This is a genomic window from Legionella hackeliae (assembly GCF_000953655.1).
In the GTDB taxonomy this organism is placed as follows: domain Bacteria; phylum Pseudomonadota; class Gammaproteobacteria; order Legionellales; family Legionellaceae; genus Tatlockia; species Tatlockia hackeliae.
In genome coordinates this window covers 2,770,153-2,796,835 of record NZ_LN681225.1, presented here as the reverse complement: position 1 = coordinate 2,796,835, position 26,683 = coordinate 2,770,153, and the positions used below count along the sequence as shown (strand labels likewise).

Genomic DNA, 26,683 nt, shown 5'->3' with positions numbered 1-26,683 from the left:
CAAGTCAACAAACTGTTTCTGAAATTTTCAACCTTCTATGGACACATATGGCGTAGCCAATTCAAGAATGAAGCTTATTCAAATTTTGCACGTCAAGAATGGTCAAAAGCACTAGAAGGATTCGATGTGCAGTTAATTGAGCAAGCAATTGATGAGTGTCTTAAAAACCGCGAAATGCCGCCTGCGCTGGCGCAATTTATTGAGTGTTGTAAGCAACTATCATCCAGAAAAAAACAGTGTTTTCACAGAGAACCTTACAAACCTTGTGACCCTGTTGTTGCCAATACATACCTGAAAAAAATAAAAGCAATCTTAAACATGAAATAAAAATAACCGGAGAAAAATAATGTTGGTACTGACAAGAAAAAAGGGTGAGCAAATATTAATTGATAAAGGACAGATTGAAATACATGTCATTTATCAACGAAGAGGAGTAGTCGCTTTAGGCATTAAGGCTCCAGCTCATATTGATGTTGATCGAAAAGAAATTTTTTTAAGAAAACAAACCAATCCTCAAAACAACGATAAAGAGATATCAAAATGAAAACTAGCGTTCAAATATCTTTAATTGGCGCACTAGGTCTAACATCACTCTGCTCTATTGCTGCAAATGTTACCCAGATAAACCGCTATGCAACCGTTGCTAACAAACCATTAGCAGCCCAGATCAATCCACTCCTTGCCATTCAACAAGTCCATTTCCCTCAAGAAGTACAAACCATAAGTCAGGCAGTTGAATGGTGGTTAAAGTTTTCAGGGTTTTCTCTGGTATCGAAAGAAAAGCAACCTGAAAGCCTACAAACCGTCATGCACCAAGCCTTACCTCAGATTGATAGAAATCTCGGCCCTTTGACTGTTAAAGACGGACTTGAAGTCCTTGTTGGCCAACAGTCCTTTGGCTTGATCGAAGATCCCTTATTGCGGCAGGTAAATTTCAAATTAAAAGCTGGAGTACGAAATTGGGGTAAATCATGATCAATAGCGCAACAACCTTAAAGTATTTATTGGCAGCAGGTTTAGGCTTGACTTTGGTGGGTGTTATTGTTGGCACTAACTATTTTCCAACAAATAAAACGAATGATTCAGATGTTATTTCACATCGTCTTGATACCTTGCAAGCACAGCTTGGTACTTTGCATGAGGAAGTTAAAAAGCCCGTTGAGACAGTAGATTTAACCGCTATTAACCAGGATTTTCATAAACTGACCTCCTTGATTGAACAGCTCAAAAATCACAATGAAACAGATCTTAATCGCCTGATCAATGATAATCGTGCTGAATTAACACAAAAGCTGGATGTACTACGTGAAATGGTGATGTCTTTGGATAAAAAGCAGCATCCCATTAAATACCTGCCCTCGAGCAACTTACCGTTTAAAGTCATCAGTATAGACAGCATTCAGCAAGTCAGTGTGGCTACAGTGGCTTATAACTTTAAAACAGTGCCTTTGGAAAAAAGCGACCAACTAGCTGGCTGGACCGTATTAAGTATTGACTTCGGTCTACAACGCATGGAATTGGAAAACGGTAATAAAGAGCATGTTGTGGTGAGGATGGATGTGTTGCAGGGGGAATCTGATGCTTAAGTATTCTGCTTTTCTGATTCCCATATTAGCCTGTCATGCAGTACATGCAGATCTAACTATTCCAGGATTAAATCAACAGCCCTTAAATCACTTTGGCATTGAAGATAAAACATTGGCAAAAACAGGGTTAACGGTTAATGAAGACGCTCTGACCTCAGAGCAAGACATCAATAAAATTACACTGACCGATACCCAACTGCATGAAGCTAAAGTGTGGGGATTAACATCTGATGAAGAAAAACGTTATGTCCTGCTTATGCAAAATAAAAGTAAACTCTACTACAAAGGCTTAAGACAAACCCCCATTGATATTCTGGGTCTTAATGCCAGAAATGAAACCGAACGCAACCATTTTGCAGAGTTGGCAGCAAGACAGGAAGCCCAGAAAGTGGCTAAAAATATCGCCTGGAACAATGCCTTTTACAAAGCCTATAACAAGTTGTTTGTTAATGTTCCTGTGATTGGTGATTTTGATCCATCCCCTTATTCACCCTATGCCCACAAACCGGTGCAATTAAGCCAAGGCGATACGCTGTTTTTCTTTATCAAAGAACAAGATTCTGTAAAAACCATTTTGCTGATGCTCTTTGATGCCATAGAGCAAACACCAAATGCACGGTTGCATCTGATGTTACTGGACATGAATGATACGACAATCCAAATCTGGGCAAATCAACATCAAATACCACAACATCTTGTAAATGGTGGCCGTATTACCCTTAACCACGGCGAACTAAGCTACCAATCACTCAAAGTCAAAAAGTCACTACCCCTGTTGCTACTTTCCCAAAACGGCCATTCCAGCATTGTTGATTTGGGGAGGTTTTAATATGAAAAAGTCAGCTATACTCTATGTATTGTTGATGATTACGTCCTGCTATGCCATTAACATGGAGCAATTCATTAAAGAAAGCCAAGCCCAGCTCACCGAAGAATCTTTAAAACTACAAGAAAAACTGGATGCAAGGCTGCCAGTATCAAGTAAAGCCACTGCTGGCAAAGTAGAAAAGCGAACTCTCACACTCGTTAATTTCTCAAACCCCGTGTTCATCATTGGGAATGATACGGACTCATACCTTTGGTTGCAAAAAAACGCGAAAAAGTTGGAAGAAGCACAAGCCTTGGGCTTTGTCGCCAACATTAATACCAGTGAACAACTTCAGGCGTTACAACGCCTCATTAAAGCGTCTTTATTACCGGCTAACGTGGATGACTTAATGGAACTCTTTCAAGAAACCCATTACCCACTTGCTTTCTTTGGGGAAGAATTATGGCAATAAGGACTGCAACGCCCAAACCCTCCAAAAAAACGGTCATGAGTTTTATGCTGCTTGTTTTATTGGGCTGGTTAATCCTTATGGGTTGGGTATCCAGTCTTTGGTGCTGTTTAGGGTTTGAAAAAGCGTTTAGTTCAGTTACAACACTTTCTCAAAAACAAACGCAAGCAATTACCGCATTTAACGGAATGAGTGTTGCTAACACCATTAAATCCTGGTTAAAAACCATTCCTACTCAAGATGTTGCCAACAAAGCAGCACAAACAGGCTCCCTGATTAAAAAAGGGCTGGATGAGGTGATGTCTGATGAAACCAACGATTTAAATGAAATAGCACAAGATTTTATCCTAATTGCCAATCAAGTTTGGTTACTGATGGGATTAACTACTCAAGTAATGTTCATCAAACTGGTTATTCTGATTTCGGCTATCCCTCTGTTTTTATTAATGGTCGTGGTTGGACTGGTTGATGGGTTAAATCAACGCGCTATCCGCACCGCATCATTAGGCCGTGAATCATCCTATGTCTTTCACCAACTAAATCGCCACGCCAAGCGAGGCCTTTTACTGGTATTAAGCTTATGGCTTGCGCTGCCCATAAGCATCACGCCTGCCTTTGTTTTTGTACCTGCAAGCCTATTGTTAGGCATCACGGTTTCAATCACCGCAAGTCGATTTAAAAAGTATTTGTAGGAGAAAAACATGAAACGATTATTGTTATTACTCATATTAAGTCTGCCAATAGCCTCTCATGCGAGTGACGATGCACTCAACCAAACGCTGGTCAGAATAATTAATCAGATTAATGCCATCATGCCTTTGCTTGATGAAGCGAAAAAGGAAATTGAACCGAATACCCGCTTCCAATTGCATATAGAAAATTATGAAGGCTCTGATGGAAAAACACATGCAGGCCTTCGTACCGATTTACTGTCCATTCGTAATGCGCTGATTGATTACATCAATAAACCAGCCATTGAACCTAAAACCATCAAGCCGTTAGCGTTGGATTTTATAGGAAAGTGACTATGAGCAAAGTAGATATTGCCAAAACTTTTGCTTCCAGTTTTAAACAAGCTGCAGGCGATACAACTGCAAGTGCCTACTCAAGCAGCATCCGATTTGTCGCCATCATGCTCGTCATTATTGGCCTTATTTGGTGCATTAATCAATTCATGGGCAATACAGAAAAAGAACAAGAAGGATTTCTTATCCTCCTAGGTTCCCGCTTAATCCGCATTGTTCTCGGATTTTGTTTATTCATTCTAATTTTAATCGTTAAGGGGAATTAATCATGAAAAAGCCAATTGCAGATGTCAAAAAATGGGGGCAACGAATGGGTGCAGGACTCATTACTTTAAATTATACGCCTGCATTGTTTGCCGACAACTGGTTTCCAAAAATCTCTAATGCCGATGACATCAGTGATGGTAATAAAAGCATGATGACAGTTACAGGTAACTATGTTCGTCAAGGCTTGGGATTATTGCTTTTTATTGCTGCTGTCATGAGTTTTATTAAATTCATCACCACCATTCAGCATGGCATTGAAGAATCCAAGAAAAATGATGGTTCTATGGTGGCCTTTGGTACATTTGCTGTGATGGGGATTACTTATCTTGCCATCAGTATTGTAGCAGGCTATGTCGGCTACAGCATGATTACCAAATTCAAGATTTAGGGGGATTCATGAATCAACCCTCCTCACGTCATCTGTCGTTTGATTATGAAGCCTATAAAGGGTTAAGCCTAAGGGAGCTTTTTTGGATAGTGGTGGTCACAACACCACTAATTAGCATGGGATGTGCTTTGGCAGGATTTTTTATTGGCTATCCTTTGGCCTTCGGATGTATTGGTTTCATTGTTGGTTTTATTGTGTCCATTACTTTTTGCCCTAAACGGGCAGCTGCCATTAAGGCTGGTAAACCGCATGGCTATTTAATGAAAAAAACTGTGTTGTTGATGGCAAAGTGGGGTTTAAGACAATCGCCCTACATTCACCATCAAGGTGTCTGGCAAAAATCAAGACTCGTGAGGTAGTTCTATGTTTCATTACTGGAAAAAAGTGGACAGTTTAAATCATATCAATCGGTTGTTATTAGCCTTCGTATCCGTGCTCATTTTGATTGTATTTGGTCTGATCATTACGCTGTCTAAAATACCCAATCGTTTTGAATTTTGGCTAACACCTTCTATGAGTATTAATGGTGGATTAATCAAGGAAAACGCCATACCCAAAGAGTACGTTCAGGGTTTTGTTGCCACACTGCTACCCACCTTAAACACCTGGTCACAAGGTGGTAAAAAAGAATTTGCTACTAATCTTTCAGGCTTTCATTACTACTTCACTCCACGACACCAGACATTAATGGATAAAACCTTGATAGCGTATAAAGATGCTCAGCTTTTTAATCGAATACAAGTAGCAAGTCTTTATCGATTTATGGAAAACGAAGATGTCAAAGTAATCGCTCATAACACATGGGAAGTTCATCTGGTTTTACGCATTACCCAACGCTTAAAAGACGATAGCCCCATGGTCATTGCAGACAAGATTGTGGACTACCATTTACGTGTGGTCAAGGTCAATCTCTCGCGCTTACAAAATCCGTTCCAACTGGCATTAGATGGTTACACCCAACCAGAAACACTAATCACCGATTTATTGGCAACCAATACAAGAGGAACACAACATGACAACAACTAAATGGTTACTTACCATAATTGCCTTAATTAGCAGTCAATACGTGCTTGCGCTGGATGCAGAGCATGTCTTCTGGGATAAAACACCCATCACTGTTGAACTATCCTTGAATGAGGAAAGGCTCATCCATTTTCCTCAAGCCATTAGTATTGTAGATAATGAAGTAGCTTCCCAAATCGCGGTTTTGAAAATTCAGGACGCTTTATATCTGAAAGGCAAGGACTTTTTTAAAAACAAAAGGCTCTTGGTGCAACTCATGCCTCAAGGTGAGGTCATTATCTTAAACTTAAGCGTTAATGATAAAACCCATAATGTGAAACCAATAGAAGTGCTTTTGGAGTCCAAAGAAAGTACCAGCTCTCCTCAAGAAGTGGCCAATCCTCTGGATTTAAATGCTGTAACACTGACGCGCTTTGCCATCCAATCCTTGTATGCCCCACAAAGACTGTTGGTGATCCCTGATGGCGTGGGGCGTGTGCCTATGCAAACCCGAAAACAAGTAAGCCTTTTTTACGGTGCCAGTATTGAAGCAAGACCATTGATTTCATGGAATGGAGGAGCATTTTATGTGACTGCGGTAGAGTTGAAAAATCTGTTGAACAAGGAAATAGTTGTTGATCCTCGCCAAATGATGGGTTACTGGCAAACCGCTACCTTTTACCCCACCAACACTCTATCACCTCGTGGTAAGAAAGAGTCTACCACGGTATTTCTGGTATCAGACAGACCCTTTGGCATAGCACTTTCAGCAAGTCGGGAGTATGTACGATGAAAAAGAATACTGGACTTAAAGTATTGACTGGCACGGTGATCGCGGTTGTTGCACTCATTATGATGAATGGCAAACATCATGACCGTGAACCTGAGGTCACTCACCACGATCCTAATAATCTGAACGAAGCTATTGCAAGTCAGTTTAATGACAACATCCGTGATGTTGCTGCAAGACTACAGGAAACCGAAAAGAAACTTGCCAGACTTGAATTGGAAAACAAGCAACTCAAAGGCAAAAAGGAAAATGTGCAGGCTTCTTATAATCCTGAGGTAATTAAAGAAATAGAACTATTAAAATCCGAATTGGCCAATGTCAAAACCAGTCAGGAATCCCAACAAAACTCTCAATCCTACACCGTCAATGGAGAATCGACTCTTACCAAAGAACAAAATGTTAAGGACATCGATACTTTATTAATGAAACGTGAACGAAATCCTAATGAACAAGCTTATTGGGAGGGATTAAAGAAAAAAAAGCAAGCATTAACCCAAAAAGTTAAAACAGCGGCTTTAAACAGTAAAGATAAAAAAAGTATTCCCTATTATACCATTCCAGCAGGCTGCGATTTAGGTAGAACTACCTTGTTATCAGCACTGATTGGTGAGGTACCAGTTGAAGGCAAGCTCATGCAGCCTTTATTTCCCTTCTCAGCCATTATTAATCGTGGTGATTTAATGGCTGCTAATGGTATCCCTTTGCCTCCCAATATTTCAGGTATGAAAGTTAATGGTTATGCAATCGGTGTTGGTTCTTTTTTGGATAACATCAGCTGTGTTCGAGCCTATGTGACCTCTGCTTTATTTGTTTTTGATGACGGCCATTTTGTGACCGTGGGTAAAGAGCAAATGGCTGGAACAGCTGAAATGGTCAATAACGATAGTTTAGGTTATCTCACCACCGCTTTTGGTAATCCCTGCATTAAAGGCCAGTATTTTACCAATGCGCCCAGAGTTCTTATGGCACTCATGGCTTCCGATGGGATTAAAGGGTTTGGTAATGCACTTTCCCAGTGGCAAATGAGCTATACCGCCAATGCCAATGGTGCGACAGGCATACCTACCGGCTCCATGGGCAATTATGCTTTGGGTGGTGCGCTTTCCCAGGGAACAGTTAAAGCTGCTGATTGGCTGGAAAAACGCATTCAAGGTAGCTTCGATATGGTTTTTGTTCCAGCATCTCAACGATACAGACCGACACAACTTTCATTTCACGTCACACAAACCATCAACCTAGATAAAGAAACCAATGGGAGAGTATTAGATTATGGCCATTTACAACAAACTGCACATGATTTTAGTCTTAGGTAGCGTCTTAGTGCTTAGTGCTTGCGCCTCAAAGACCGTTGGTTCCACGGCTATTCCTGAAGGAGGATTGACTGTTAGCCAACTTTATCAGCAAAGCCTTGGCGAAGCCATGCCTGGCTGGTCTGTACCTAAAAGACAGGCGAAGACAGTGAATTATTCAGGGTATACACGAGATGCTTCCAACGAGATCCAACATTTGTTCAAGCCTTTGGATAACCCACAAGTTCCGATTTATGTGTTTCCTCATGTTGCTGTCATTGGTGATGAGCAATTGTTAAAACCAGGCTATACCACAGCCTTTTTTCTCTACAAACAAAATCAATTTGCACTAGCTTCCGAGCACTATTAAGAGGTAAATAATGAAATTATTCAGCCAAGTAAGTGACTGGCTGTTAGGACAACCCAATAAACCAGGATTAACACAACAAAACATAAAAAAAAGATTTGAGAATCACAACCCTTCCTTTGCCAATCAATTGTCCATGGTAGATTTTAGTGATGAGCTTAATCTCTTTTTACTCAATGATGGTGTCAGCATTGGTTCAGGCTTTGAATTAGCATCCATTCCAGCAGAAGCAACATCTACCGAACATTTACACGCTGTATTTAGCAAAATTCGTGATACTTTTGCCACGGTCGTACCTTTGCACAAAGAAGATCCTTGGGTAATGCAAATGTATGTCAATGACGAATACAGTTTAAAACCTGTTCTTAATCATATTCAACAAAGCATTGCACCAAACATTGCTGAAACATCCTTTACTCGTGACTATTTGGCAAGGTTGGATGATCTGTTTTGCAAGATGACAAGACCCGAAGGATTGTTTGTTGATCCAAAAACCGATGCACCCTATCGCGGCAGACGAAGACGAATCAGGGTTTTGTTTTATCGCCTCTATCAAAAAACGCAAACCACTAGAGAACTGGCACTTGCCGAGCATCAGGAAGTTATGGCTCAGATTGAAAGCAAATTACTATCGCCTGGTCTTCAACTAAAACAACTAACCGGTAAAGATTATTATCAGTGGTTGGTACGGTGGTTTGCAGCTAATGCTGAAGAACTACTGGCTCGCTTTCCTTACCCTAAAAACAAAAAACCAGCAGGCTATACTTTAAGCCAGAATATTTTGTTTCATGAACCGCAAAGTGATGAGCATGGGTTTATATTTGATGAGATGATTCATCGTATTCTTTATATCGATGGTCTGAAAGAAGCACCTGAAATTGGTCTTTTATCTCGTGAAAAACCACAAGCCAATCCCAAACACCGATACGCACTTTTAGATAAGTTGCCAGAAGGTGCTACCTACACTATTCAGGTTGTCTTTGAAAATGATGAAGCCTTAGATGCGCATCTGATTCATCTTGAAAAAGGCATCGTAGGAACAAGCCTTAAACCGTCACGAGTCAGAGAGGATATCAAAACTGCACGAGATGAATTGTCTATAGGAAACCGTCTGTTTTGGGTTAATCAATCTATTTTTTATCGTGCCAGCACGAAAGACCAGGCAGTACGCATTGAAAAAGAGCTAAAAGAATTATTTATTGAAGGCAAAATGCCTTTGATTTCTTCTGGTTTCGACATTCATCCCATCAACAGTTATCTGAATGCCTTACCTTTTAATTTCATCCCACAATACGCTCGCCAATATTTGCGCTTTGACCGATTGATGTATGCGTCTGAATTAGCCTCTTTACTGCCCGTGTATGGACGCAACCAGGGAGCAAGACACCTTCCCTGTTTCACCTTTTTTAACCGTTTGGGAGAACCAGTACTCTTTGATGTGTTGCATCATGATTTTATCAGCCAAAACTCCCACATGGCCTTGTTCGCCAATTCCGGTGGCGGCAAATCAGTGGCTACTGGCTGGATGATTAATTCGTTGATGGCCACTAAAAATGCCCGCATCATTCTTTTTGAAATGGGTAATTCTTTTGATCGTATGCTCCTTCATGCCAAAGCCCATGGCAAAAAAACAAAGCAGTTATTACTTAGCAATAAGAAAAATGAAGCTGTTCCATTAAATCCTTTTTGTGAGGCCTATAAAGCCATTCCTGAAATAACAGACAATTTAAATGTAGAGCAGGCGGCTCTAATTGCGCAAAAAATCATGGCACTCGAAGCAAATCTCGAACAGCCTGCAAGTTCGGAGGATTTATCCTGTGATGATGGATCTCGATCGTATCTGGCAGAACTGGCTTTGGCATTGCGTACCATGATTACTGAAGCCAATGCGTTGGAAGAAGAGCAATTTACCTTAGCCGATGAAACATTGTTAATTGAAGTATTAAGTGATGCCATCTTAACGTCTTTTAACCATGACATACCGCAAATGCTGACTGAACATGTCGTGAGTGCTTTTAAACGGCGATTCGATAAAGAAACGGTGGCTCGCAAGAAAGACCGCATTTTAGATATGCATGACCGATTAAACAGTTATGTCATTAACAGCGCCAAATCACGCTTTTTTAATGTGCCAACTGAACCTTTAGGAGATTTTGATATCTTTCATGTTGATATCTCCGCGATTAAAGATGATACCGGAAAGCTCGCTTTAGTGATGGTTTCTTTATTACCAAGAATATTGGGTATGGCAGAAGCAACTCAAAACGACAACAGACCAACCTTTCTTTTTATTGATGAATCTCATTTGCAATTTCAAATTCCTTCAGTGGTGGCCGTATGTTTACTGGTTGCCAAAGTAGCCAGAAAATTAGGTCTTTGGCTGGTTGCTATTACCCAAAACGTCACCGATATGAATTCGGAAAAAGCCACCAAGATTTTATCGCTAATTGAAACCTGGATTTTATTAGGCCTTGATGAAAAGGAAATTAGCGATGTCAAACGATTTAAATCATTAACTCCGCAACAAGAAGCTTTAATTAGAGATATTGATTCACAAAAAGGCTTATATGCAGAAGCAGTTTTATTAGGCTCACGTTATCAAGGATTATTTCGTGTCATTCCACCTCGCTACTTACTTGCTCTTTTAATGACTGAAAAATCAGAAAAAGCACAACGCCATTCCCTGGAGAAACAACATGATGTCCTTAAAGCCGCTGAACTGCTTGCCGACCTTCTCGAAAATAAAAAACAAAGCAAAAATCATGATGCTTATTTCTATGATGATTAGCACATCCATCCATGCAAGAGAAAGCATAGAGCCACCTAGTCCTATTAGCAGTTTTGGTATTGCCACCAAGGTATTGGGCAGGATCTTTACCAACAGTCACTACAAGGTAATTGGTTCCTGTACTTGGGCAGTAGGAAAACTTCCGCCTAAGCTGGTAGCTGTTCCTGCTAGCGAGCAGTTTTTACCTGACTTAATTGTCACAGTGGCCAATCGCCCTGAAACCAATCCATGGATTGAAGCACGTGCACTTTATGAAAATCCGGCAAGCCAAGCCTTGTATCAAAAAACCTATCTACTAGCAACTGGTTCAGCGCTAGGTTTTGGCGATGATGCAGGACAAACCTCAGCCATGCACATCAATGAAGAACGCACACGGGTTGTAGATGTAATTGGCAGTCCAGCAGGTCTTTATCGTTTCCCTTATTTGTCACATAAACCTGAAACACGTTTTGGTTCTCCCTACTACATCAGTGAGGCTGATGCCGTGTCAGACCGCACAGAGATCGCTGAAATTGCTTATATGGCAACTCATCCTCACCTGTTATTCAACCATGATATAGGCTCCACAACACAGTCGTGGGGACATGAAATCCCAAGGATTATGCGAGTAACGCAGCCCTCAAGCTTTAGAGCATCCGTTGTTGCAGCCCTTCATGCAGCAGACATCGTGACCAATAAAAACAGTCTTCATGTGACACAGAGCACCAGTAATTCTTGTGGTGCTAATTGCGTAGTAGCCAATGTCATATTCGATGGCCACAACAAAAACATCATCTGGCAGGAAGTATACCCCAAAAACCGCAACCTTAACTTTAATGATACCAGCGATATGGGTGTAGAAGATGACAAAGCAGGTAATGGGAATTATGTCTTTGTAGTTTGGCGAAAATATCGAGGCTGTATTGCCCATGAAGGGAAATTGCTTCGCGCACTGTCATTCCCCAAAGTGGGGCATCCTCAAAAACGATAGGAGTTAATCATGCACAAACTGTCTATGTCTTTACTTACATTAATGCTACCAAAAATGCTCTTTGCCAGTTCTTTTATGCCTAATGAATCGGATTATTATTACAAGTTGGGTGGCTCATCCAATCTATATGTACCCCCTGTTAATAATGACCAAACCATCACTATTGGTGGTAATGTCGATGGGCGGCTTGGCTTTACCTGTAATGGATTTAATCCTGTAGTCTCTATTACCAATACCTTTCAGGATATGAAGTCTTCTGCCATGAATATTCCTGGCGGTATTATTGATAACCTCAAAGGATCTGTTGCAGGGTTTCCACTGTATAAGCTACAACAATCCATGCCTGCGCTTTATAACGTACTGCAAAATACGGCCAGCTACGCGCAAAATGAATTTAGCGTCAAAGTAAAAGATTGCCAGGATGTGAAAAAAACTCTGGAAGAAGGTCAATCGCCTATGGAAAGCATGCTTTCTGTGTCTGATAGTCAAGGCTGGCTTGAGGCAGCAAAACGAGCGAAAACTGAAAATGTGGATGTGACTTCAACGGCTAAAAGTATTGCTAAAAAACGAGACGAATATGGACTGCCCTGGATAGGTCGGGAAAGCGGAAATGCTGGTGGAACATACCAACGTCCTATCAAAGTCATTAACGATGTAGTCATTGCGGGTTACAACATTTTACTAAATCGCAAACCGCTTAATAATGAGAAGAAGCCAGATACCAAAACACCCATGACGCACACTTGGCCAACGCCCGGTGATGCCAGTCAATGGGCAGTAAAAGTATTAGGTGATATTCATGTAAGCACCGCTACAGATGCAGATAAAACCAAACACGATGCCAAAGCTGGCATTGGATTATCCGCGTTATTACAAAGTTGCGACAGCTCCAACACTTGTACTTCCAATGTATCTAAAGCACTGTGGAATCTAGTAGACAAAAAATGGCCGTTGACTGAAGAAAAACTCAAAATGGTTAGTGCATCCAACTTGATGATTACAGATGAAATCATCATCACCATACAACGTATGCCGCGTGAAGAACAAATCTTGACTGTTTCCAAATTGGCTGAGGAAATTGCTGTACAAAACATGCTCGATAAAGCCTTGATGATGCGCCGTATTTTACAAGCTGGTTTACAAATACAAGAAGTACAAAACTTAAAACCCGCGCTTGATATGGTGAAATTTGCCTTAAAGAAACTCGATGATGACATTCATTCTTTAGCTTTTGAAAGCGAAGTTCGTAAAAAAATGATGACTGAAACTTTAGGTCTTTTGATGGATATGCGAGGTAGCGATATAGCCAAAGGCTTGCCTGGTGATGACCATGAACAATCGCAAGTTAAAAATGGCGCAGTCTATGCGAAACCTGATTCCAAAGGAGCATAAGATGATCGTATTTAGCCCTTTATCCTTGTACACCACCTATTTAGGCTGGCAGCAATATGAGGTGATTTTTAATGCCCTGTGGCAAACAGGACTACTGTTTCTCGGTTTTCTCATGGTGGCTTACCGCTTTTTAAAATCAGCTTTAGCCTTGCCTGGATCCACAACTTATGCTGCAGAACAGGCTTTGAATAACTTTCTTTATGAATTGGCGGTTACTTTTTTGATTTGCGGCATCTTTATCTACCCCTGTGTGCCATTGGAAGAAAAAGCCATGAGTTTTAAACCCATGTGCGGTATAAAAAAAGGAACAGATACAAAAACTTCTACTTTAAAAGATACAGGTACTACTTATGATGAAGCATTTGCAGACGTACTGACCCCCAATGTCAAAATGCCTATTGGTTTTGCACTCTTGCAAAATTACATGTCAGGGATTACCTACGGCTTGATGAAAGTGACCGGTTGCACCGACAGCTTACAAGCGATTGAAGGCGATTTAATTTCCACCTATTTACCTGCCGATGTACGTGAACAAGCATTGAATTTTCACAGACAATGCTTCCTTGAGGCCAGAAGTCAATATCACAATGAACCGCACGACAAAACCAAGGTTAATGACATTTTAAAAAAATACGGTGGTGAGGAGGATTTAAAATGGGTGGGTTCCAAAGTCTATCAAACACTATACTATGATAAAATTTACGCAAGACAACCTGTACCAGGCTTTACCTTCAACGAAGCCCCCAACAAAAATCTCGAAAAAGCAGCAGAACGTGGTGATATTGATGCAAAACATCTGCCAGAGCAAGGTTATCCCACCTGCAATCAATGGTGGAAAAAGCTCAAAACAGATTTGGTGCAAGTAGCCAATAACGCCAGTGTTTTTGACAGCCACCTGAATTACTACGCGGTTTTAGACAGGGTACGCACGTTCAAAAATAACCATCCTAAAGCTTGGGGTTCTCAGTTAAGCTCAGAAGACTACATTGCCAAGATGTTGCTTAATGACAGTCGCGACATGCAGGCTAACAGTATGAAAAACCTAATGGGAAATACCAATGGGGCTTTTGGTGGTGCCATTTCTCATGGGTTAGTAAATATTGGGCAATTAACAAAATCATGGACATCAACGCCGTTAAAGCGTGAAGCCATAATGCAAACACTACCTGTCATGCAGGCCTTTTTGTATTTCTTCCTGATTATCTTGACGCCAGTGATTTTGGCTTTAAGTGGTTATAACCCTAAGGCGTTAGGCAGTATTTGCGGTCTGTTTATAATGGCGATTTTCCTGCAATACCTGTGGCATCTGGTGGGTTTTGTCGAGCGCAGTGTGCTCGATCCTTTAGGACAAAACGATGCCATTGCAGCCATGCGCAATATGGCGGTTTTATTCTACTTTATTGCACCCATGTTACTCTTAAAACTATCCAGTCATTTTGGTGGAGAAGCAGGGGCAGCCCTTGGTGCATTGGTTAATGACGCAGCGCAGCACAGTAACAAAGTTGCCAACTCAGGTGTGGATACCATCAAGCAAGGGGCAAAAATAGCCAGCATGGGGAAAGTAAAATGAAGCTAGTCTCCATGAATATGTCTGGCGTGTTCAGAGCCACTGATTGCACCATCTTCATAAAGTTCGGTTGCCTTCCCCGCAACATAGTTTGGCTTATCTTTTTCATCGGAAGCAAAGACAACAATCGCTTGCAAAGCAAGAAGACTTATCTTGCCAAATATTTTCAATCCCCTCCAAACCATCGACTGTGCTGGGGTGTTCTTCCTAATCATAAGGAGTTTTTTCCGTGTTAAATAAACGATTCTATAAATCCATTATAGGCATAAGCAAATTCATTCTGCCAGTAGTATTACTTTTGTTATTAGCACCTCAATTAATGCAATTCAGTTCCGAACTTAGCACCATAAATAACTTTTTCAAAACCCATCAAATAGGCTTTTTACTCTGCCATACGCTGTTTTATCTAGCTCTGTATTGGGCTTGGCCAAAACTGATTACAGGCATGATAAACCGACGCCAAGATGAACTTGATGAAGCTCAAATTAAATTGGCTTTGCAAGCAAAATACTACCTGATTGCAGCACTAATCTTTTTTGAATTACTGGTTTGGTGGAGATAAATCATGAGCCAATATTCCGTTGAAAACCTTTTACGTGAACCCACTGAATTCTATACCTTTCTAACCTGCACTTCACTGGCATGGCTAACTGTCGCCAAACCACACCTGTTCCTACTCACTCAAGCCATGGGAGTCTACGCAGCACAGAGCCTGATGGCATTAGGTCTTGTAAGAGGCTATCAAGCCTTTCGCATCAAACGCTATCACAAAAGGCTGATTACCATGCCTTATTATGCATTATCCACTACCGAGGTGCCGTTATCCAAAAAATGGTTGTTCCTTGGGGAAGGGTTTCGTTGGTTGCCTCATCATACGCAGCGATTACATCAAATTAAACAAATTAGAAATGAATCATTTATGCAACGAAATATGTACTATCGCAAAGTACGTGATTATTGTAAAAACCACGAAAACTCATTATTGACCCAACTGTTTAATACCCCATCAAGATTCAATCCATTTAAACCTGATCCACCTGTAGGTGGCAGCTCATACCTACATGGGTTAGGTGAAAAAGATAGTTCTGTCTATATCCCACAGGAAGTTCGAGTTGGTCATACTTTTGTAGTGGGCACGACTCGAGTTGGTAAAACACGCCTAGCAAGCATCCTAATCAATCAGGATATTAGAAATGGCGATGCAGTGATTGTCGTTGACCCCAAAGGAGATTTAGATTTAGTTCGTGATATGTACTCAGCCTGCAAGGCTAGTGGCAGATTACATGATTTTAGAGTGGTGCATTTAGGTTTTCCTGAATTGTCTGCTCACTACAATCCGCTCAAAAACTATGACCAAGTCAGTGAGGTTGCTACACGTGTTACCGATGCGATTCAAGCTGAGGGCGAAGGAAAACAGTTTGCAGCCTTTGCCTGGAAATACGTGAACATTGTAGCGATCTGTCTTGAAGAAATGAAACAACTTATTTCTTATACTTCTATAGGGTTTTACATCAATCGATTGGATCAACTACTAATGGCCTACTCCGATGCCATACTCCCCTCACATGATCCAAATTATCATGAAAAAATAGAAGAAATCATCGCTAATAATGATTGCCGTGTAGATAAATACGGCAATACATCACCGCCAATGAGTCGTTCAAAAGCTGTGGTGAAGTATTTACAAGAGCATATCAGTAAAGCCATCACTTCAGGTAATGTTGAAAGCCTTCATGATCAAGTACTCATTGATCTGTTTGATGCGGCCATCATGGATAAAAATTATTACGATAAAATCACGGCCAGTGTCGGCCCTGTGTTATCAGAAATTAATAAAAGTAATGCATCAAAGATCTTTTCATTTCATAAAAGCAATTGTGAAATCGAGTTGATGAGTGCAATAAAAAACAAACAAGTCATCTATATCGGACTGGATAGCTTAACAAACCCCAATATTGCCCAAGCAGTTGGTAAAGCCTTTTTGTCAGATTTAGTATCCACTGCTGGAAAAATATATAAGGAAAGTAACGCAAATTACCGTCTCAATCTCCATTGCGATGAGCTTTCTGAAATCATCCAAGACTCGTTTGTTAAAATTTTAAATAAGGCCGGTGGAGCTGGTTTCCAAGTCACAGCTTATGCTCAGACCAAACAAGATATGGAGGTGGCGCTAGGTTCAAAAGCCAAAGCGGAAGTGACTGAAGGAAATCTAAACACCCTCATCATGTTACGTGTTAAAAATGAAGAAACTGCCAATTTATTAGTTAAAGTTTTACCAAAAATTGGCGTGGTCGAACACACTCAAGTTTCTATGGTCAATGACACACCCCATGGGGAAGATGGGATTTATTTTAATACCACCAATGAAGATCGAGTACAAACCACCGCAGTACCTATGATTGATGTCAATGACATTATCTCATTGCCCAAAGGGCAAGCCTTTGTTTTAGTGAATGGCGGAGAGCTGTACAAAGTAAGAATACCCTTACCTGTGAACGATGGATTAGCCCCCAGGGATATCAAAAGCGCTATTCGTGCAATTAACCAATTCGATGATAACTTTGGAGATTAATATGAAAGCAGAAATTACCTTAAACCTTCGTACACGTGAAGTGTATAAATTATTTGAGAGAAAAATTAGTGGGAATAGGCTATTTATTGATGCTATTTTGCATAAGATGAATATTGCCATTGGGCAAAATCGTAAGCAAAATTCCATGGCTCTTAAGATGCTGAGCGAGATGGAACAACAACTCAATTCTATAACCAATGAATTTGTATCTGAAATTAGGCGATTTGAAGGATTGCTCGCTAAGAAAAAAGAATTTAAGGGCAAACAAATCAATTTTGTTGTGCAGTTTCATCCAAAGATTATTGTATGTAACCAACTAAGTATTAAATTAGCTGAATTGATCGAGGTTTATGACCAACTGATGGCAACTTTGAAATTACTTCGGCTTACAGGATGCTTCGAGACTGATCAGGCATATTTTATCCATATGAAACAAAAACAAAAGCTCACCAACCAATCGCTAAGCAGAATTATCTTGGGCTGAGTGAATTGAATTCTCTTAGAAATGACATTGAGTTAAAGTGAAGCCACTATATCTGACAATGCCATAAAAATTATTCAAAATCCCTCATCTAAGTTGATGATTTGTTTTTCTCAAAATCTTTAAATATTGCTTCTGCTTTTTTTTGTTGTTCAAGAAGTTTGCAATAATGCTCTCGCATAGAAACATCTTTCCCATTTTTACACAACTGTTTAAATGTTTCTATATTCTTACTTTCTTGAGCTGGATTTGCAAAAATCATCGTAGGAAAACACAATAAGATAAAAATCAATTTCTTCACAATTACATCCTTAAAAAATAAAACAACACTCCAAAACAAGATTGTAAATAATCCTGTTCCGCTAGAATAATATAATGCATTTACTAGCACAACATTAACATTTGAGTGCATCGAAACTGTACTATTTCGGAATTAATTAAAAAGAAACTATCCTGATAGCAGTTCTAAAATTTTAGGAATCCAAGTTTCTTGATACCACAACCACTGATTATTGACGACTAATTCGCCATATTGCTTTGCCTGTATATTCCGTGTACTTGCATCTTTCCATAATCTTTTCCATAAATTTTGATGAGCTGTTTTATCAAAATTCTTCCCCTGTTTTTTAATAATATCTATTACCTCATTTTGAGTTAGTTTTTTATATTGTTTGTATTTAAAGAGAATATTATCAATCGCCATTCCACTGGCTGATTTTTCATCAATAAATCGGTAAGCTCTATCAGCTTGATTTTCATGATTGGTATTTATCCGCATATAAAAGACTCGATAACTATATCTTGAATCGGTTAAAGAATCACAATCAGTTTCATAATCTGAAATAAAATCCAGTAGATTTTTAGGCAATTCCTTTTTTCTATTAGTTCATCAACTTGACTTTCACCAAAAGAAAACAGTTGTAATGCAATCGGAGTAATTTTCTCAAGCCCATAGTCATTCCCAAATAAATTCTTCAATGTAGAATTATAATTTATGCAACACGCTTGGAATTTTGCGCTAAAAAATGAATCAATTTTACTTGTCATTTGATGCTCAATTTCATGCCTAATCCCAATCAAGAATAACAAATTATCTTTGATTGCTTTCTCTAAAGGACAACTCTCATGGGTTAAACACTTTTCCAATTCCCAATATTTATAGGCACCATGTTTAGTTTTGATAAATAATTTTCTGGATTTTTGACTGTTATAATATCGATATTCAATAATATTTTTTCTGAAATAAGCATGTAACAGATATGTCCAAGCAATGTTCATCAGAATAATAAATGATTCTGATTTAAATGTTATAAGAGGATTATTGTAAAGCTGAATTGCGGCCAAAGCCGCCTCTTGTGATTTTTTTATTAACTCATTTTTAATTGAAAAAACTGACCGCTTTCTTTGTTTAGCCATAATTTATCCAACTAAATATTGTCTTTATAGTTTAGATTAATATCTGACAAACAAATTTGCGAGCTGCGTCACTGAGGATTTATCCGCAGTGACGCAGCCGAAGGGCTGCGAAATTTTTCAATAAATTCAATCTACTATTCATCATTGAGCAAGCGCGTGCAACGCGATTGCTCAAAATAATCATTTAAAAGCCCTTGTCCAACACAAATCGTTTTGCTAATGTAAGATTAAGCATAACTGACGAGACCGGTGCGATTCCGGCGAAACCTTAACAGGTCTTATGCAATAGCCACTCTCATTCTCCAATCTTGTGGCAGAACGATAAGTTGAGAACAAAACACCATCTGCACTTTGCAGAATCCATTGCAATAAAAAGCAATACAATTCTTTAAGAATTGAACCTCACAATACCATCTCTGTATTGCCTAGTGCGCAACAATAGTTCGTAGAGACTTTGTTGTATTTAAAACCATTAAACCGAAGGAGATCATCACCACAAAAAAAGTAGTACCAATGTAATCAGGTCAATAGAAGTTTGTAGTTTAAAACTGATTTGCCCCTGAACTGAGCCTTGAGGCACTACGCCTGGTACTGCAACCTTGCAGGCCGCTCTACTAACACTAAACAAAATACCAGGGCAAATAGTTTAGAGAGTTACCGATGAGAAAAAGTCAGCTTAGACAACAAGTAGATCAGTATTGTAAACACAATCACACAGGGTCATTCCGCACGAAAAAACACCGTCATTTTGTATTATACAAAATGATTCGTGATTTATATCACATTGGCCACGCTCCCCCAAAATGGCATGCAGTTACTCATGATCATATGGTGCAACTTGTTGCTCATTGGCAAAAACAAGAGATCAAACCCAAAACCATCATGAAATACATGACCCTCATTCGTAGATTTTTTCAAAGTATTGACCATACAATTGATAATATTAGTAACCAGCATTTGGGAATTAAAAGCGTTCAACTTCGCTCCAAGACAACTGTATTTCCAAATAATTATGTGGAAATACTAACAAATCCTATAGCAAAAATAGTGCTCGAATTTCAGATTTATTTTGGATTAACGCTGAGTGAAGCAATGCGTCTAAATCCTACTATTCATATTCAGGAAAATTCACTATGGATTACAAGAGATATTGCCACAAACAGCCATGACAGGAGGATTCCTGTTAGAAATGATAGACAAACCCAAGCTAATACAGCACTTCAAACACTATGCAAAGAAGAAAGTTTGATTTTAACTTTTGGGTATCATTCTGTACGCGCCGCATACAGCCATGAAATGAAAAAAATAGGTTTGCCATCATCAAAGAGCTACCGCTGTTTTTATGCCAAAAGTATGTATCCAGAACTGCGTCAAATCTTATCTCCTTACTTGTCTAAACAAACCATCATGCGTGAAATGGGACTGCAATCCAGACGCACGCTTTGGAGCTATCTGCATGAGTAATACAAAATTACGTTCAGCAAAATTCTCAATCAATGAATTGGTTAAAAAATCATATAACCACTCTTATGCCAGTCAATCAGACATGCGTCACATGTTATTTAGATGTGTGAAAGATTTACATGAGCTTGGCTATAAAATTGGCCATATAAAAGGATTAAAAGCAAAAAATATCTACGTGTTAGTAGAACACTGGAAATCTGAAGGGAAAAATATAGGAACAATTAAAAACTATATGGCCAAACTACGCAAAACAGCTTGTCTATTGGATAATCCTAAGCTCATTAAGCCAGAAAATAGTGCCTATAACATCGGTCAACGCTCTTATGTATCCTCAATCAACAAAGCAATTCATCATATTGATCTATCAAGGTGCACCGATCCTTACATTAGATTATCCCTTGAAGGTCAGATGCTTTTTGGCCTAAGGCGTGAAGAATCCATGAAATTTACGCTTAGTGAAGCTCACCATGGGGATAGCTTGACGATTAAACCAAGTTGGACAAAAGGAGGCATAGGCAGAACATTAAACATAACAAATGAGGCGCAACGTCAATGGTTAACAAAGGTTTCTCAGCAGGTCAAGACTGGGGAATCGCTTATACCGTCTAATAGAACCTATAAACAGCACTTAAGTCATTATGAAGAACAAGCAAAAATAATGGGGGTTAGTAAACTGCATGGCTTAAGACACGCCTATGCCCAAAGACGATATAGAGAGCTAACCCAATTATTTGATCCAAAAAATAAAGGAATGCTATGCCCATTTGAAGGCGGGAAAAAATTTCAGGACATGATTCCAATAGAAAAAGCCATCGATAGAAAAGCACGTCAAATGATTAGCCTTGAATTAGGACACTCTCGCATATCAATAACAAGGATCTATTGCGGATAAAATAAATCAAAAAGTGTTTTATTTTTAAATTAATAACACGTTTTGATTGATTCATTTGTTGTAACAGTTTAGATTACTAGGTATATAACACAACTGAAGAGCCAGTGAGAGCCTGGCGAAACCTCAATCGGTCTTGTGAAAAGCCACTATCATTCTCTAATCTTATGGCAGAACGTTAAGTCGGGAACCTCAGTTTCGATCACTGATCATCCACCAGGGTGAAACTACATTAAAACCTCTTGTTTTAAACCTTTTTATCTAAGTTCATTTGCGAACGGCTGTTCTTTAAAAATTAGGCGAATCAACCAGGCTTGTCGTAATCGAGTATGGATGACTCATTTCTTAATCATCTGGGAAAGACTCCCCTGATGGGATGGTTTTCCCAATTTTTGGAGAAAATCATGGAAATGTGAGTTTTACTATCTCAAGAAAGGAATACGTATTTTTTGATTTAGCTTGTTGTATTAATGAACTTCATACCTTGCGCAATGAATTATCAGCACAAGATATAGAGGAAATTAAACAGCTAAGTAAAAAATTGAATTTTCTTTTAGAAAATCAACGTCCTCACCTCAATTTAGTTTAACCCTAAGTAGGAGTGCTTATTTCTGCTTAGGGACTAGCACTCCTTTTGTAAGGAGTCTTAAAATGGATACACCTCAGATTTATGTTGCATGTCTTGCAGCTTATAACAATGGCATACTACACGGAGAATGGATTGATGCAACTCAGGATGTAAGCTCCATTTATGACGAAATTCATAAAATGTTGGCTAACAGCCCCATTGAGGATGCAGAGGAATTTGCGATCCATGATTTTGAAGGATTTGGTGGAGCTCAAATTGGCGAGTATTACAGAATCAATGATGTTGCTGAGCTTGCCTCCTTCATTATGAAGCAAGGGGAATTAGGTGCTGAACTCTTTAGCTACTACTCAATTGAGGAGGCTCAGAGGATGTTAGAGGAGAATTACCACGGTGCTTATGATAGTGAAGTTGATTTTGCCCGTGCGCTTTTTGATGACTGCTACAGCAGTGCAATACCGGAGGATTTGCTGTTTTATTTTGATTATGAGGCTTTTGCACGTGATCTATTCATAAACGATTATTTTTCGGTGGAAGCAGATGGTCAAACGCATGTTTTTTCTAATTACTAAGCCCCTTCTTTGGGGCTTTTTATTTGATGTCCATAGAATGATATTGACCGCAATGGATTTCTCAATAACACCTTTTACACAATATAATTCAACACTGTCCATTTAATAATAATCCTGCTCTGTTATTCTCGGAAAAATATACTCATCTTTATCAATTTGTCCCTTTCTCATTTTAAAATTGATATTGTAATCAAGACAGTGCTCTAATAAATAAATTGGAGTTTCTGAAAATGAGGTAGTTTCATCAATCAAACTTCTATTCCAAAATTTATAAATAAAAAGATCGATAACGTTAAAGGTTAATTCTAATCCAGAGTAGGTGTAATCCAAACTAAAACTTTACCCAATATGTATTATTTTACCCCTATTAATCCATGCTATTTCTGACAAGTTATATTTCAATTTGGTAATTGGCTAGCATACTTATAAAACTATTTTGACAATGGTTTTTAAGGCGAGAAAATCATAATCAAAATTCATCCGCTTAAAAACATTTGGCTATGGCTATGTCGAGCTGAGGTTAGAGTTAATTATTCGCAACCGTATTAGAGACTCTATTTTATTTAGAACATTATCAAATTGAGAAAAAGAAATGTTAGGACCTGAAAGATCTAACAAATTAATGGCAATATCATTTTGTGATTTATTAGTTATTTGTTCGATGTTATATCCTAATTTTCCAATTTGCGTTGTTATTTGGCTAAGAGCCCCTGGAGTATTAGAGTTTATAATCAGTAACCTCTGGTAGTTTTTTTCGTAAGTTGGTGTTAGGGATATGTTTGGAAAATTGACTGATTGATCAATAAACCCCTTTTCCAGAAAATTTTGAAGATTTTTAATTGCTATCTGAGCACATTTTTGCTCTGATTCAACGGTACTTGCCCCTAAATGAGGAAAGCATAAAACTTTCTTACAATTTACCAGTTCTCGAGTCGGAAAATCAGTAATATAACCCATAAGCGTGCCGCGCTTTATGTATTCAATAATTGCCGATTCATTAACTATAGTTTCTCTTGAGAAATTAAGTAGTAAAGTGTTATGTTTGAAAAACTGTAAGCTTTCTTGATTGATAAAGTTTGCTGTTTCTGGTTTTAAAGGAATGTGTAGTGTAACAATGTCACTGTTTTTGTAAATGTCATATAACTCTGATGTTTTTTGAACTCCAGGCATTAAATCTAGTGCATTGTTTATACTCATGCCCGGATCGTAACCAATAACTTTCATACCAAGAGCTAAGGCTGAATTTGCAACCTTTACCCCAATACACCCAAGTCCAACTACGCCTAATGTTTTAGCTAGAATTTCATGGCCGACAAATTTTTTTTTCCCTTCCTCAATAAGTGATTTTAACTGGTTCGATTGTTTATTGACATTTAACTCGTCTATGAAATAATGGCTTTCGCTTAGATTACGATATCCCATCAATATAGCAGCAATTACTAACTCTTTTACAGCATTTGAGTTTGCTCCAGGTGCAAAAAACACTGGGACTCCAATTTTTGTTAAATAATTTACAGGTATATTATCTGTTCCTGTACCTGCTCGTGCTATGGCCTTTAGGTTTTTACCAAATAAGTATTCATGTAATGAGGTAGAACGTAACAAAATTGCATCTGGGTCATCAATGAATTCACTTAGGTTGTAATTTTTTGAGTTGAGGTGAATAGATGCTTTCTTTAACATGTTATCAAGGGTTTGAATTTTGAACATGGTTGTTTTCCTTTATTCGATGATAAAATTCTCGATGTCAGCCAAACCTTTTTCATAGTAAAGTCTATCTTTTGATGTTAGTTTTTTTGCTTCGAATGAAGTTAGAGATAATGGAAGAAGGGGAAATAAACTGTTGTGATTTATACAAAACTCCGCATGCTTTCTCAAAAAACTATTCTGTTTAGAGCCGCTGAATCCAACGAATCTTGTCACATAACTTGCTGCCTCAAAATCGCTCATTCCATCACCAATTAACAATGTTTTCTCATCTGGTTTAGTTAGCAACTGAATCATTGTTCTTTTGCCATTTTTATCAGCTAAAGGGTTTTTCCTAAAGCCGCTATATCTACCGTATCTGTCGAAGTAAATCTCGACTCCGTATACATTCGATCCATCAACTCCAATCTTTTTGGCAAATATCTGCAATGCCTGTTGAATACCCCCTGATAATATAAATATTTTCTTTTTGAATGATTTTAATATTTTAATGACTTCCTTAGCTCCAGGAGTAATATTTTCGTAGTAAATTTTTCCTAGGCACTTTACTTGCTGCTTTGTCGGTTTTGCAAGATCTAATCGAGTTTTGTAATCATTAGTATTTAATCCTGTTTGCTCCATGCAGCGCCTTGTTATTTTCTTCACCTCTTCTTCAATATCATTCATCGAAGCAAGAACATCTATTCCTTCAACAAGGGATAAAGTTGAATCACAATCAAAGAAGAATGTTTCAATAGCTAATTGTGGTTGCCATTTATGATTTTCATACACGTTTAGTACTCTTTTCAAAAAAGTCCATAAAGCTACATAGTGATATTACTTCATTTTCGCTTATGCTGTTATAGAGGCTTGCACGAACTCCTCCCTGACTCCTGTGCCCCTCCAAAAATAGTAGCCCTTCCTTTTTTGCTGCATTGATAAAGGAGGCCTCTAGTTCTTTTTCCACAAGTCGAAATGTAACGTTCATTCTGGAACGATAATCATGATTAATATTGTTCACGTATAAATTACTGGAGTCGATGCAATTATAAAGAAGGTCTGATTTTACCATGCTCCTTTTCGACATCTCATTTATTCCTCCCTCGGATTCTAGCCATTCAATTATCAGAGAGGCGATGTACCAGCAAAAACTAGGTGGGGTACACAACAAAGAACGATTTTTGTATTGTAAGCCGTAATTAAATACAGACGGAGTTTGAGGTAGCGCTCTATCTAATAGATCTTTACGAACTATGACTAAGCTCATACCAGCTATTCCCAAGTTTTTCTGGGCGCACGCATAAATACAACCAATTTTTTGGAAATTGATATACCTCGTCAATATGTTTGAACTCATATCGCTTACTAAAACGGTACCATCTAAAATTGGGATGCTAGGAAATTCAAGACCAGAGATAGTCTCATTATCGGTATAATGGGTAAATGCTGCGTTCTTTTTGATATCCCAAAGTTCAGTATCTGTAATTTTATGTGGATATTGTTCATTAGTAGCAGCCAAGTGTACATTCAGATACTTTTTTCCTTCTTCAACTGATAATTTTGACCAATATCCTGTTTGAATGTAGTTAGCATGTCTAAATCCTTTGGCTAAGTTCATAGGGACAACTGCAAATTGAGTTTGTCCTCCCCCTGGTAAGAATAGAATTGCAAAGTCATCAGGCACACTTAAAAGTTTTCTTATTCCAAACTCAATTTTTTCACCTAGGTCGATGAATTCTTTGGATCGGTGACTAATTTCCACAATCGAAACACCGGTATTATTCCAATTGAGCAATTCCTCCTTGACTCGTTTAAGAATACAAGCAGGTAGTGCAGCAGGACCGGCGCCGAAATTTATTACTCTCTTCATTTTTTCATCCGGTTATACTCGTTTACTTTGTCATAATTTTAGAACATATTCTCAAAAATTTTGTATTACAGACTATGATAATAGTTGTTCGACTCATACTAGCATTGTGTTGGGATAAAAAAATTGGGTATTCCTACCTATTACTGAAAAGCTAATATTGTGGTCTATACTCAGATACAGTGTGAAAATTAATTTGAGACATTCCTATCATGTTTTACGTTAAAAAAGCGAATTTCAGGTCAGTAAAAAAGCCAAGCTTGCCATATGGAATAAAATTAGTAATCGCGCTGTCTGGCAAAACAAAAGTCTGTGGTAAGATACTGTGTGTAAGTTTTTATCGTGAATTAAGTAAAAACTTATTAACTCCCCTGATGAAACCTAATTCTAGAGCATCAGAGTCACATGACACAAATTCTATGCCTAGTCCTTTCTTATCTAT

Annotated in this window: 33 protein-coding genes; 26 read left to right on the top strand and 7 right to left on the bottom strand. The window is 38.7% G+C overall.

What is annotated here, in order from left to right:
• Positions 1 to 126: 126 nt before the first annotated feature.
• The 19 genes from LHA_RS17390 to LHA_RS12195 are packed head-to-tail and all read left to right on the top strand — an operon-like array spanning position 127 to position 14,711.
• Positions 127 to 327, top strand: a complete 201-nt coding sequence (locus LHA_RS17390; RefSeq protein WP_231861916.1) for a hypothetical protein — start codon at positions 127 to 129, stop codon at positions 325 to 327.
• Positions 328 to 346: 19 nt separating this feature from the next.
• The gene (locus tag LHA_RS12280) at positions 347 to 544 is read left to right on the top strand and encodes a carbon storage regulator (RefSeq protein WP_027220152.1); all 198 of its coding nucleotides are present in this window, start codon (positions 347 to 349) and stop codon (positions 542 to 544) included.
• The gene (gene pilL2, locus LHA_RS12275) at positions 541 to 975 is read left to right on the top strand and encodes a PFGI-1 class ICE element type IV pilus protein PilL2 (RefSeq protein WP_045106799.1); all 435 of its coding nucleotides are present in this window, start codon (positions 541 to 543) and stop codon (positions 973 to 975) included. Before LHA_RS12280 ends, pilL2 begins: the two co-directional genes overlap by 4 nt.
• The gene (locus tag LHA_RS12270) at positions 972 to 1,586 is read left to right on the top strand and encodes a hypothetical protein (RefSeq protein ID WP_045106798.1); all 615 of its coding nucleotides are present in this window, start codon (positions 972 to 974) and stop codon (positions 1,584 to 1,586) included. The genes pilL2 and LHA_RS12270 overlap by 4 nt, the downstream gene beginning before the upstream one ends.
• A complete protein-coding gene (locus LHA_RS12265) occupies positions 1,579 to 2,415 on the top strand; it encodes a TIGR03759 family integrating conjugative element protein (RefSeq protein WP_045106797.1) in 837 nt (278 codons plus the stop codon). Before LHA_RS12270 ends, LHA_RS12265 begins: the two co-directional genes overlap by 8 nt.
• A 1-nt stretch (position 2,416) precedes the next feature.
• A complete protein-coding gene (locus LHA_RS12260; RefSeq protein WP_045106796.1) occupies positions 2,417 to 2,866 on the top strand; it encodes an integrating conjugative element protein in 450 nt (149 codons plus the stop codon).
• Positions 2,857 to 3,555, top strand: a complete 699-nt coding sequence (locus LHA_RS12255) for a TIGR03747 family integrating conjugative element membrane protein (RefSeq protein WP_045106795.1) — start codon at positions 2,857 to 2,859, stop codon at positions 3,553 to 3,555. Before LHA_RS12260 ends, LHA_RS12255 begins: the two co-directional genes overlap by 10 nt.
• Positions 3,556 to 3,564: 9 nt before the next feature.
• Positions 3,565 to 3,888, top strand: coding sequence for a hypothetical protein (locus LHA_RS12250; protein WP_045106794.1), 324 nt, complete (start codon positions 3,565 to 3,567; stop codon positions 3,886 to 3,888).
• 2 nt (positions 3,889 to 3,890) lie between these two features.
• Entirely contained in the window at positions 3,891 to 4,154 is a 264-nt protein-coding gene (locus LHA_RS12245) for a hypothetical protein (RefSeq protein WP_015961511.1), read from the top strand.
• A 2-nt stretch (positions 4,155 to 4,156) separates the two neighbouring features.
• Positions 4,157 to 4,543 carry a hypothetical protein gene (locus tag LHA_RS12240; RefSeq protein ID WP_045106793.1) on the top strand — a complete coding sequence of 129 codons (387 nt, stop codon included), beginning with the start codon at positions 4,157 to 4,159 and terminating at the stop codon, positions 4,541 to 4,543.
• 8 nt (positions 4,544 to 4,551) lie between these two features.
• A complete protein-coding gene (locus LHA_RS12235) occupies positions 4,552 to 4,902 on the top strand; it encodes a TIGR03750 family conjugal transfer protein (protein WP_045106792.1) in 351 nt (116 codons plus the stop codon).
• A gap of 4 nt (positions 4,903 to 4,906) precedes the next feature.
• The gene (locus tag LHA_RS12230; protein ID WP_045106791.1) at positions 4,907 to 5,569 is read left to right on the top strand and encodes a DUF2895 family protein; all 663 of its coding nucleotides are present in this window, start codon (positions 4,907 to 4,909) and stop codon (positions 5,567 to 5,569) included.
• Positions 5,556 to 6,338, top strand: a complete 783-nt coding sequence (locus LHA_RS12225; protein ID WP_045106790.1) for a TIGR03749 family integrating conjugative element protein — start codon at positions 5,556 to 5,558, stop codon at positions 6,336 to 6,338. The genes LHA_RS12230 and LHA_RS12225 overlap by 14 nt, the downstream gene beginning before the upstream one ends.
• Positions 6,335 to 7,648, top strand: coding sequence for a TIGR03752 family integrating conjugative element protein (locus tag LHA_RS12220; protein WP_045106789.1), 1,314 nt, complete (start codon positions 6,335 to 6,337; stop codon positions 7,646 to 7,648). Before LHA_RS12225 ends, LHA_RS12220 begins: the two co-directional genes overlap by 4 nt.
• Positions 7,605 to 7,994, top strand: coding sequence for a TIGR03751 family conjugal transfer lipoprotein (locus LHA_RS12215; protein ID WP_045106788.1), 390 nt, complete (start codon positions 7,605 to 7,607; stop codon positions 7,992 to 7,994). The genes LHA_RS12220 and LHA_RS12215 overlap by 44 nt, the downstream gene beginning before the upstream one ends.
• A 10-nt stretch (positions 7,995 to 8,004) precedes the next feature.
• Positions 8,005 to 10,779: a conjugative transfer ATPase gene (locus LHA_RS12210; RefSeq protein WP_045106787.1), complete on the top strand. Its 2,775-nt coding sequence runs from the start codon at positions 8,005 to 8,007 to the stop codon at positions 10,777 to 10,779.
• A complete protein-coding gene (locus LHA_RS12205) occupies positions 10,754 to 11,749 on the top strand; it encodes a TIGR03756 family integrating conjugative element protein (protein ID WP_045106786.1) in 996 nt (331 codons plus the stop codon). The genes LHA_RS12210 and LHA_RS12205 overlap by 26 nt, the downstream gene beginning before the upstream one ends.
• Before the next feature lie 9 nt (positions 11,750 to 11,758).
• Positions 11,759 to 13,141 (top strand): integrating conjugative element protein, encoded by a 1,383-nt coding sequence (locus tag LHA_RS12200; protein ID WP_045106785.1) that lies wholly within the window; start codon positions 11,759 to 11,761, stop codon positions 13,139 to 13,141.
• A gap of 1 nt (position 13,142) precedes the next feature.
• Positions 13,143 to 14,711, top strand: a complete 1,569-nt coding sequence (locus tag LHA_RS12195; protein WP_045106784.1) for a conjugal transfer protein TraG N-terminal domain-containing protein — start codon at positions 13,143 to 13,145, stop codon at positions 14,709 to 14,711.
• Between the two features lie 2 nt (positions 14,712 to 14,713).
• Here the strand turns inward: LHA_RS12195 and LHA_RS12190 are convergent, their stop codons facing one another.
• The gene (locus LHA_RS12190; RefSeq protein WP_045106783.1) at positions 14,714 to 14,923 is read right to left on the bottom strand and encodes a hypothetical protein; all 210 of its coding nucleotides are present in this window, start codon (positions 14,921 to 14,923) and stop codon (positions 14,714 to 14,716) included.
• Positions 14,924 to 14,937: 14 nt separating this feature from the next.
• Between LHA_RS12190 and LHA_RS12185 the strand changes: the two genes are divergently transcribed.
• From LHA_RS12185 to LHA_RS12175, 3 genes are read left to right on the top strand one after another with little or no spacing between them, the layout of a single operon-like run.
• Positions 14,938 to 15,270 carry a hypothetical protein gene (locus tag LHA_RS12185; RefSeq protein ID WP_045106782.1) on the top strand — a complete coding sequence of 111 codons (333 nt, stop codon included), beginning with the start codon at positions 14,938 to 14,940 and terminating at the stop codon, positions 15,268 to 15,270.
• 3 nt (positions 15,271 to 15,273) lie between these two features.
• Positions 15,274 to 17,280, top strand: coding sequence for a type IV conjugative transfer system coupling protein TraD (gene traD, locus LHA_RS12180; protein WP_045106781.1), 2,007 nt, complete (start codon positions 15,274 to 15,276; stop codon positions 17,278 to 17,280).
• 1 nt (position 17,281) lies between these two features.
• Positions 17,282 to 17,764: an AcaB family transcriptional regulator gene (locus LHA_RS12175; protein WP_045106780.1), complete on the top strand. Its 483-nt coding sequence runs from the start codon at positions 17,282 to 17,284 to the stop codon at positions 17,762 to 17,764.
• Between the two features lie 88 nt (positions 17,765 to 17,852).
• On the opposite strand, the gene LHA_RS12170 is transcribed toward LHA_RS12175, so the two are convergent.
• The 3 genes from LHA_RS12170 to LHA_RS17380 form a co-directional block, all read right to left on the bottom strand.
• Complete coding sequence (locus tag LHA_RS12170) at positions 17,853 to 18,062, bottom strand: hypothetical protein (protein ID WP_025519966.1); 210 nt, start codon at positions 18,060 to 18,062, stop codon at positions 17,853 to 17,855.
• Positions 18,063 to 18,209: 147 nt separating this feature from the next.
• Entirely contained in the window at positions 18,210 to 18,539 is a 330-nt protein-coding gene (locus tag LHA_RS17385; RefSeq protein WP_231861915.1) for a hypothetical protein, read from the bottom strand.
• Between the two features lie 32 nt (positions 18,540 to 18,571).
• Positions 18,572 to 19,177 carry a DUF3644 domain-containing protein gene (locus tag LHA_RS17380; RefSeq protein ID WP_231861914.1) on the bottom strand — a complete coding sequence of 202 codons (606 nt, stop codon included), beginning with the start codon at positions 19,175 to 19,177 and terminating at the stop codon, positions 18,572 to 18,574.
• Between the two features lie 660 nt (positions 19,178 to 19,837).
• Here LHA_RS17380 and LHA_RS12160 point away from each other — a divergent pair.
• From LHA_RS12160 to LHA_RS12145, 4 genes are all read left to right on the top strand, one after another.
• Positions 19,838 to 20,641, top strand: coding sequence for a phage integrase N-terminal domain-containing protein (locus LHA_RS12160; RefSeq protein ID WP_045106779.1), 804 nt, complete (start codon positions 19,838 to 19,840; stop codon positions 20,639 to 20,641).
• Entirely contained in the window at positions 20,634 to 21,533 is a 900-nt protein-coding gene (locus tag LHA_RS12155) for a phage integrase N-terminal domain-containing protein (protein WP_045106778.1), read from the top strand. Before LHA_RS12160 ends, LHA_RS12155 begins: the two co-directional genes overlap by 8 nt.
• A gap of 409 nt (positions 21,534 to 21,942) precedes the next feature.
• A complete protein-coding gene (locus tag LHA_RS12150) occupies positions 21,943 to 22,119 on the top strand; it encodes a hypothetical protein (protein ID WP_231861913.1) in 177 nt (58 codons plus the stop codon).
• A gap of 62 nt (positions 22,120 to 22,181) precedes the next feature.
• On the top strand, positions 22,182 to 22,688 hold the full coding sequence (locus LHA_RS12145) for an antirestriction protein ArdA (protein ID WP_045106777.1): 507 nt from the start codon (positions 22,182 to 22,184) through the stop codon (positions 22,686 to 22,688).
• A gap of 504 nt (positions 22,689 to 23,192) precedes the next feature.
• Here LHA_RS12145 and LHA_RS12135 read toward each other — a convergent pair.
• The 3 genes from LHA_RS12135 to serC are packed head-to-tail and all read right to left on the bottom strand — an operon-like array spanning position 23,193 to position 26,244.
• A complete protein-coding gene (locus tag LHA_RS12135; protein ID WP_045106776.1) occupies positions 23,193 to 24,398 on the bottom strand; it encodes a 3-phosphoglycerate dehydrogenase family protein in 1,206 nt (401 codons plus the stop codon).
• A 12-nt stretch (positions 24,399 to 24,410) separates the two neighbouring features.
• On the bottom strand, positions 24,411 to 25,166 hold the full coding sequence (locus LHA_RS12130; RefSeq protein WP_045106775.1) for an HAD-IB family phosphatase: 756 nt from the start codon (positions 25,164 to 25,166) through the stop codon (positions 24,411 to 24,413).
• Positions 25,159 to 26,244: a 3-phosphoserine/phosphohydroxythreonine transaminase gene (gene serC / locus LHA_RS12125; RefSeq protein WP_045106774.1), complete on the bottom strand. Its 1,086-nt coding sequence runs from the start codon at positions 26,242 to 26,244 to the stop codon at positions 25,159 to 25,161. Before serC ends, LHA_RS12130 begins: the two co-directional genes overlap by 8 nt.
• Positions 26,245 to 26,683 lie beyond the last annotated feature (439 nt).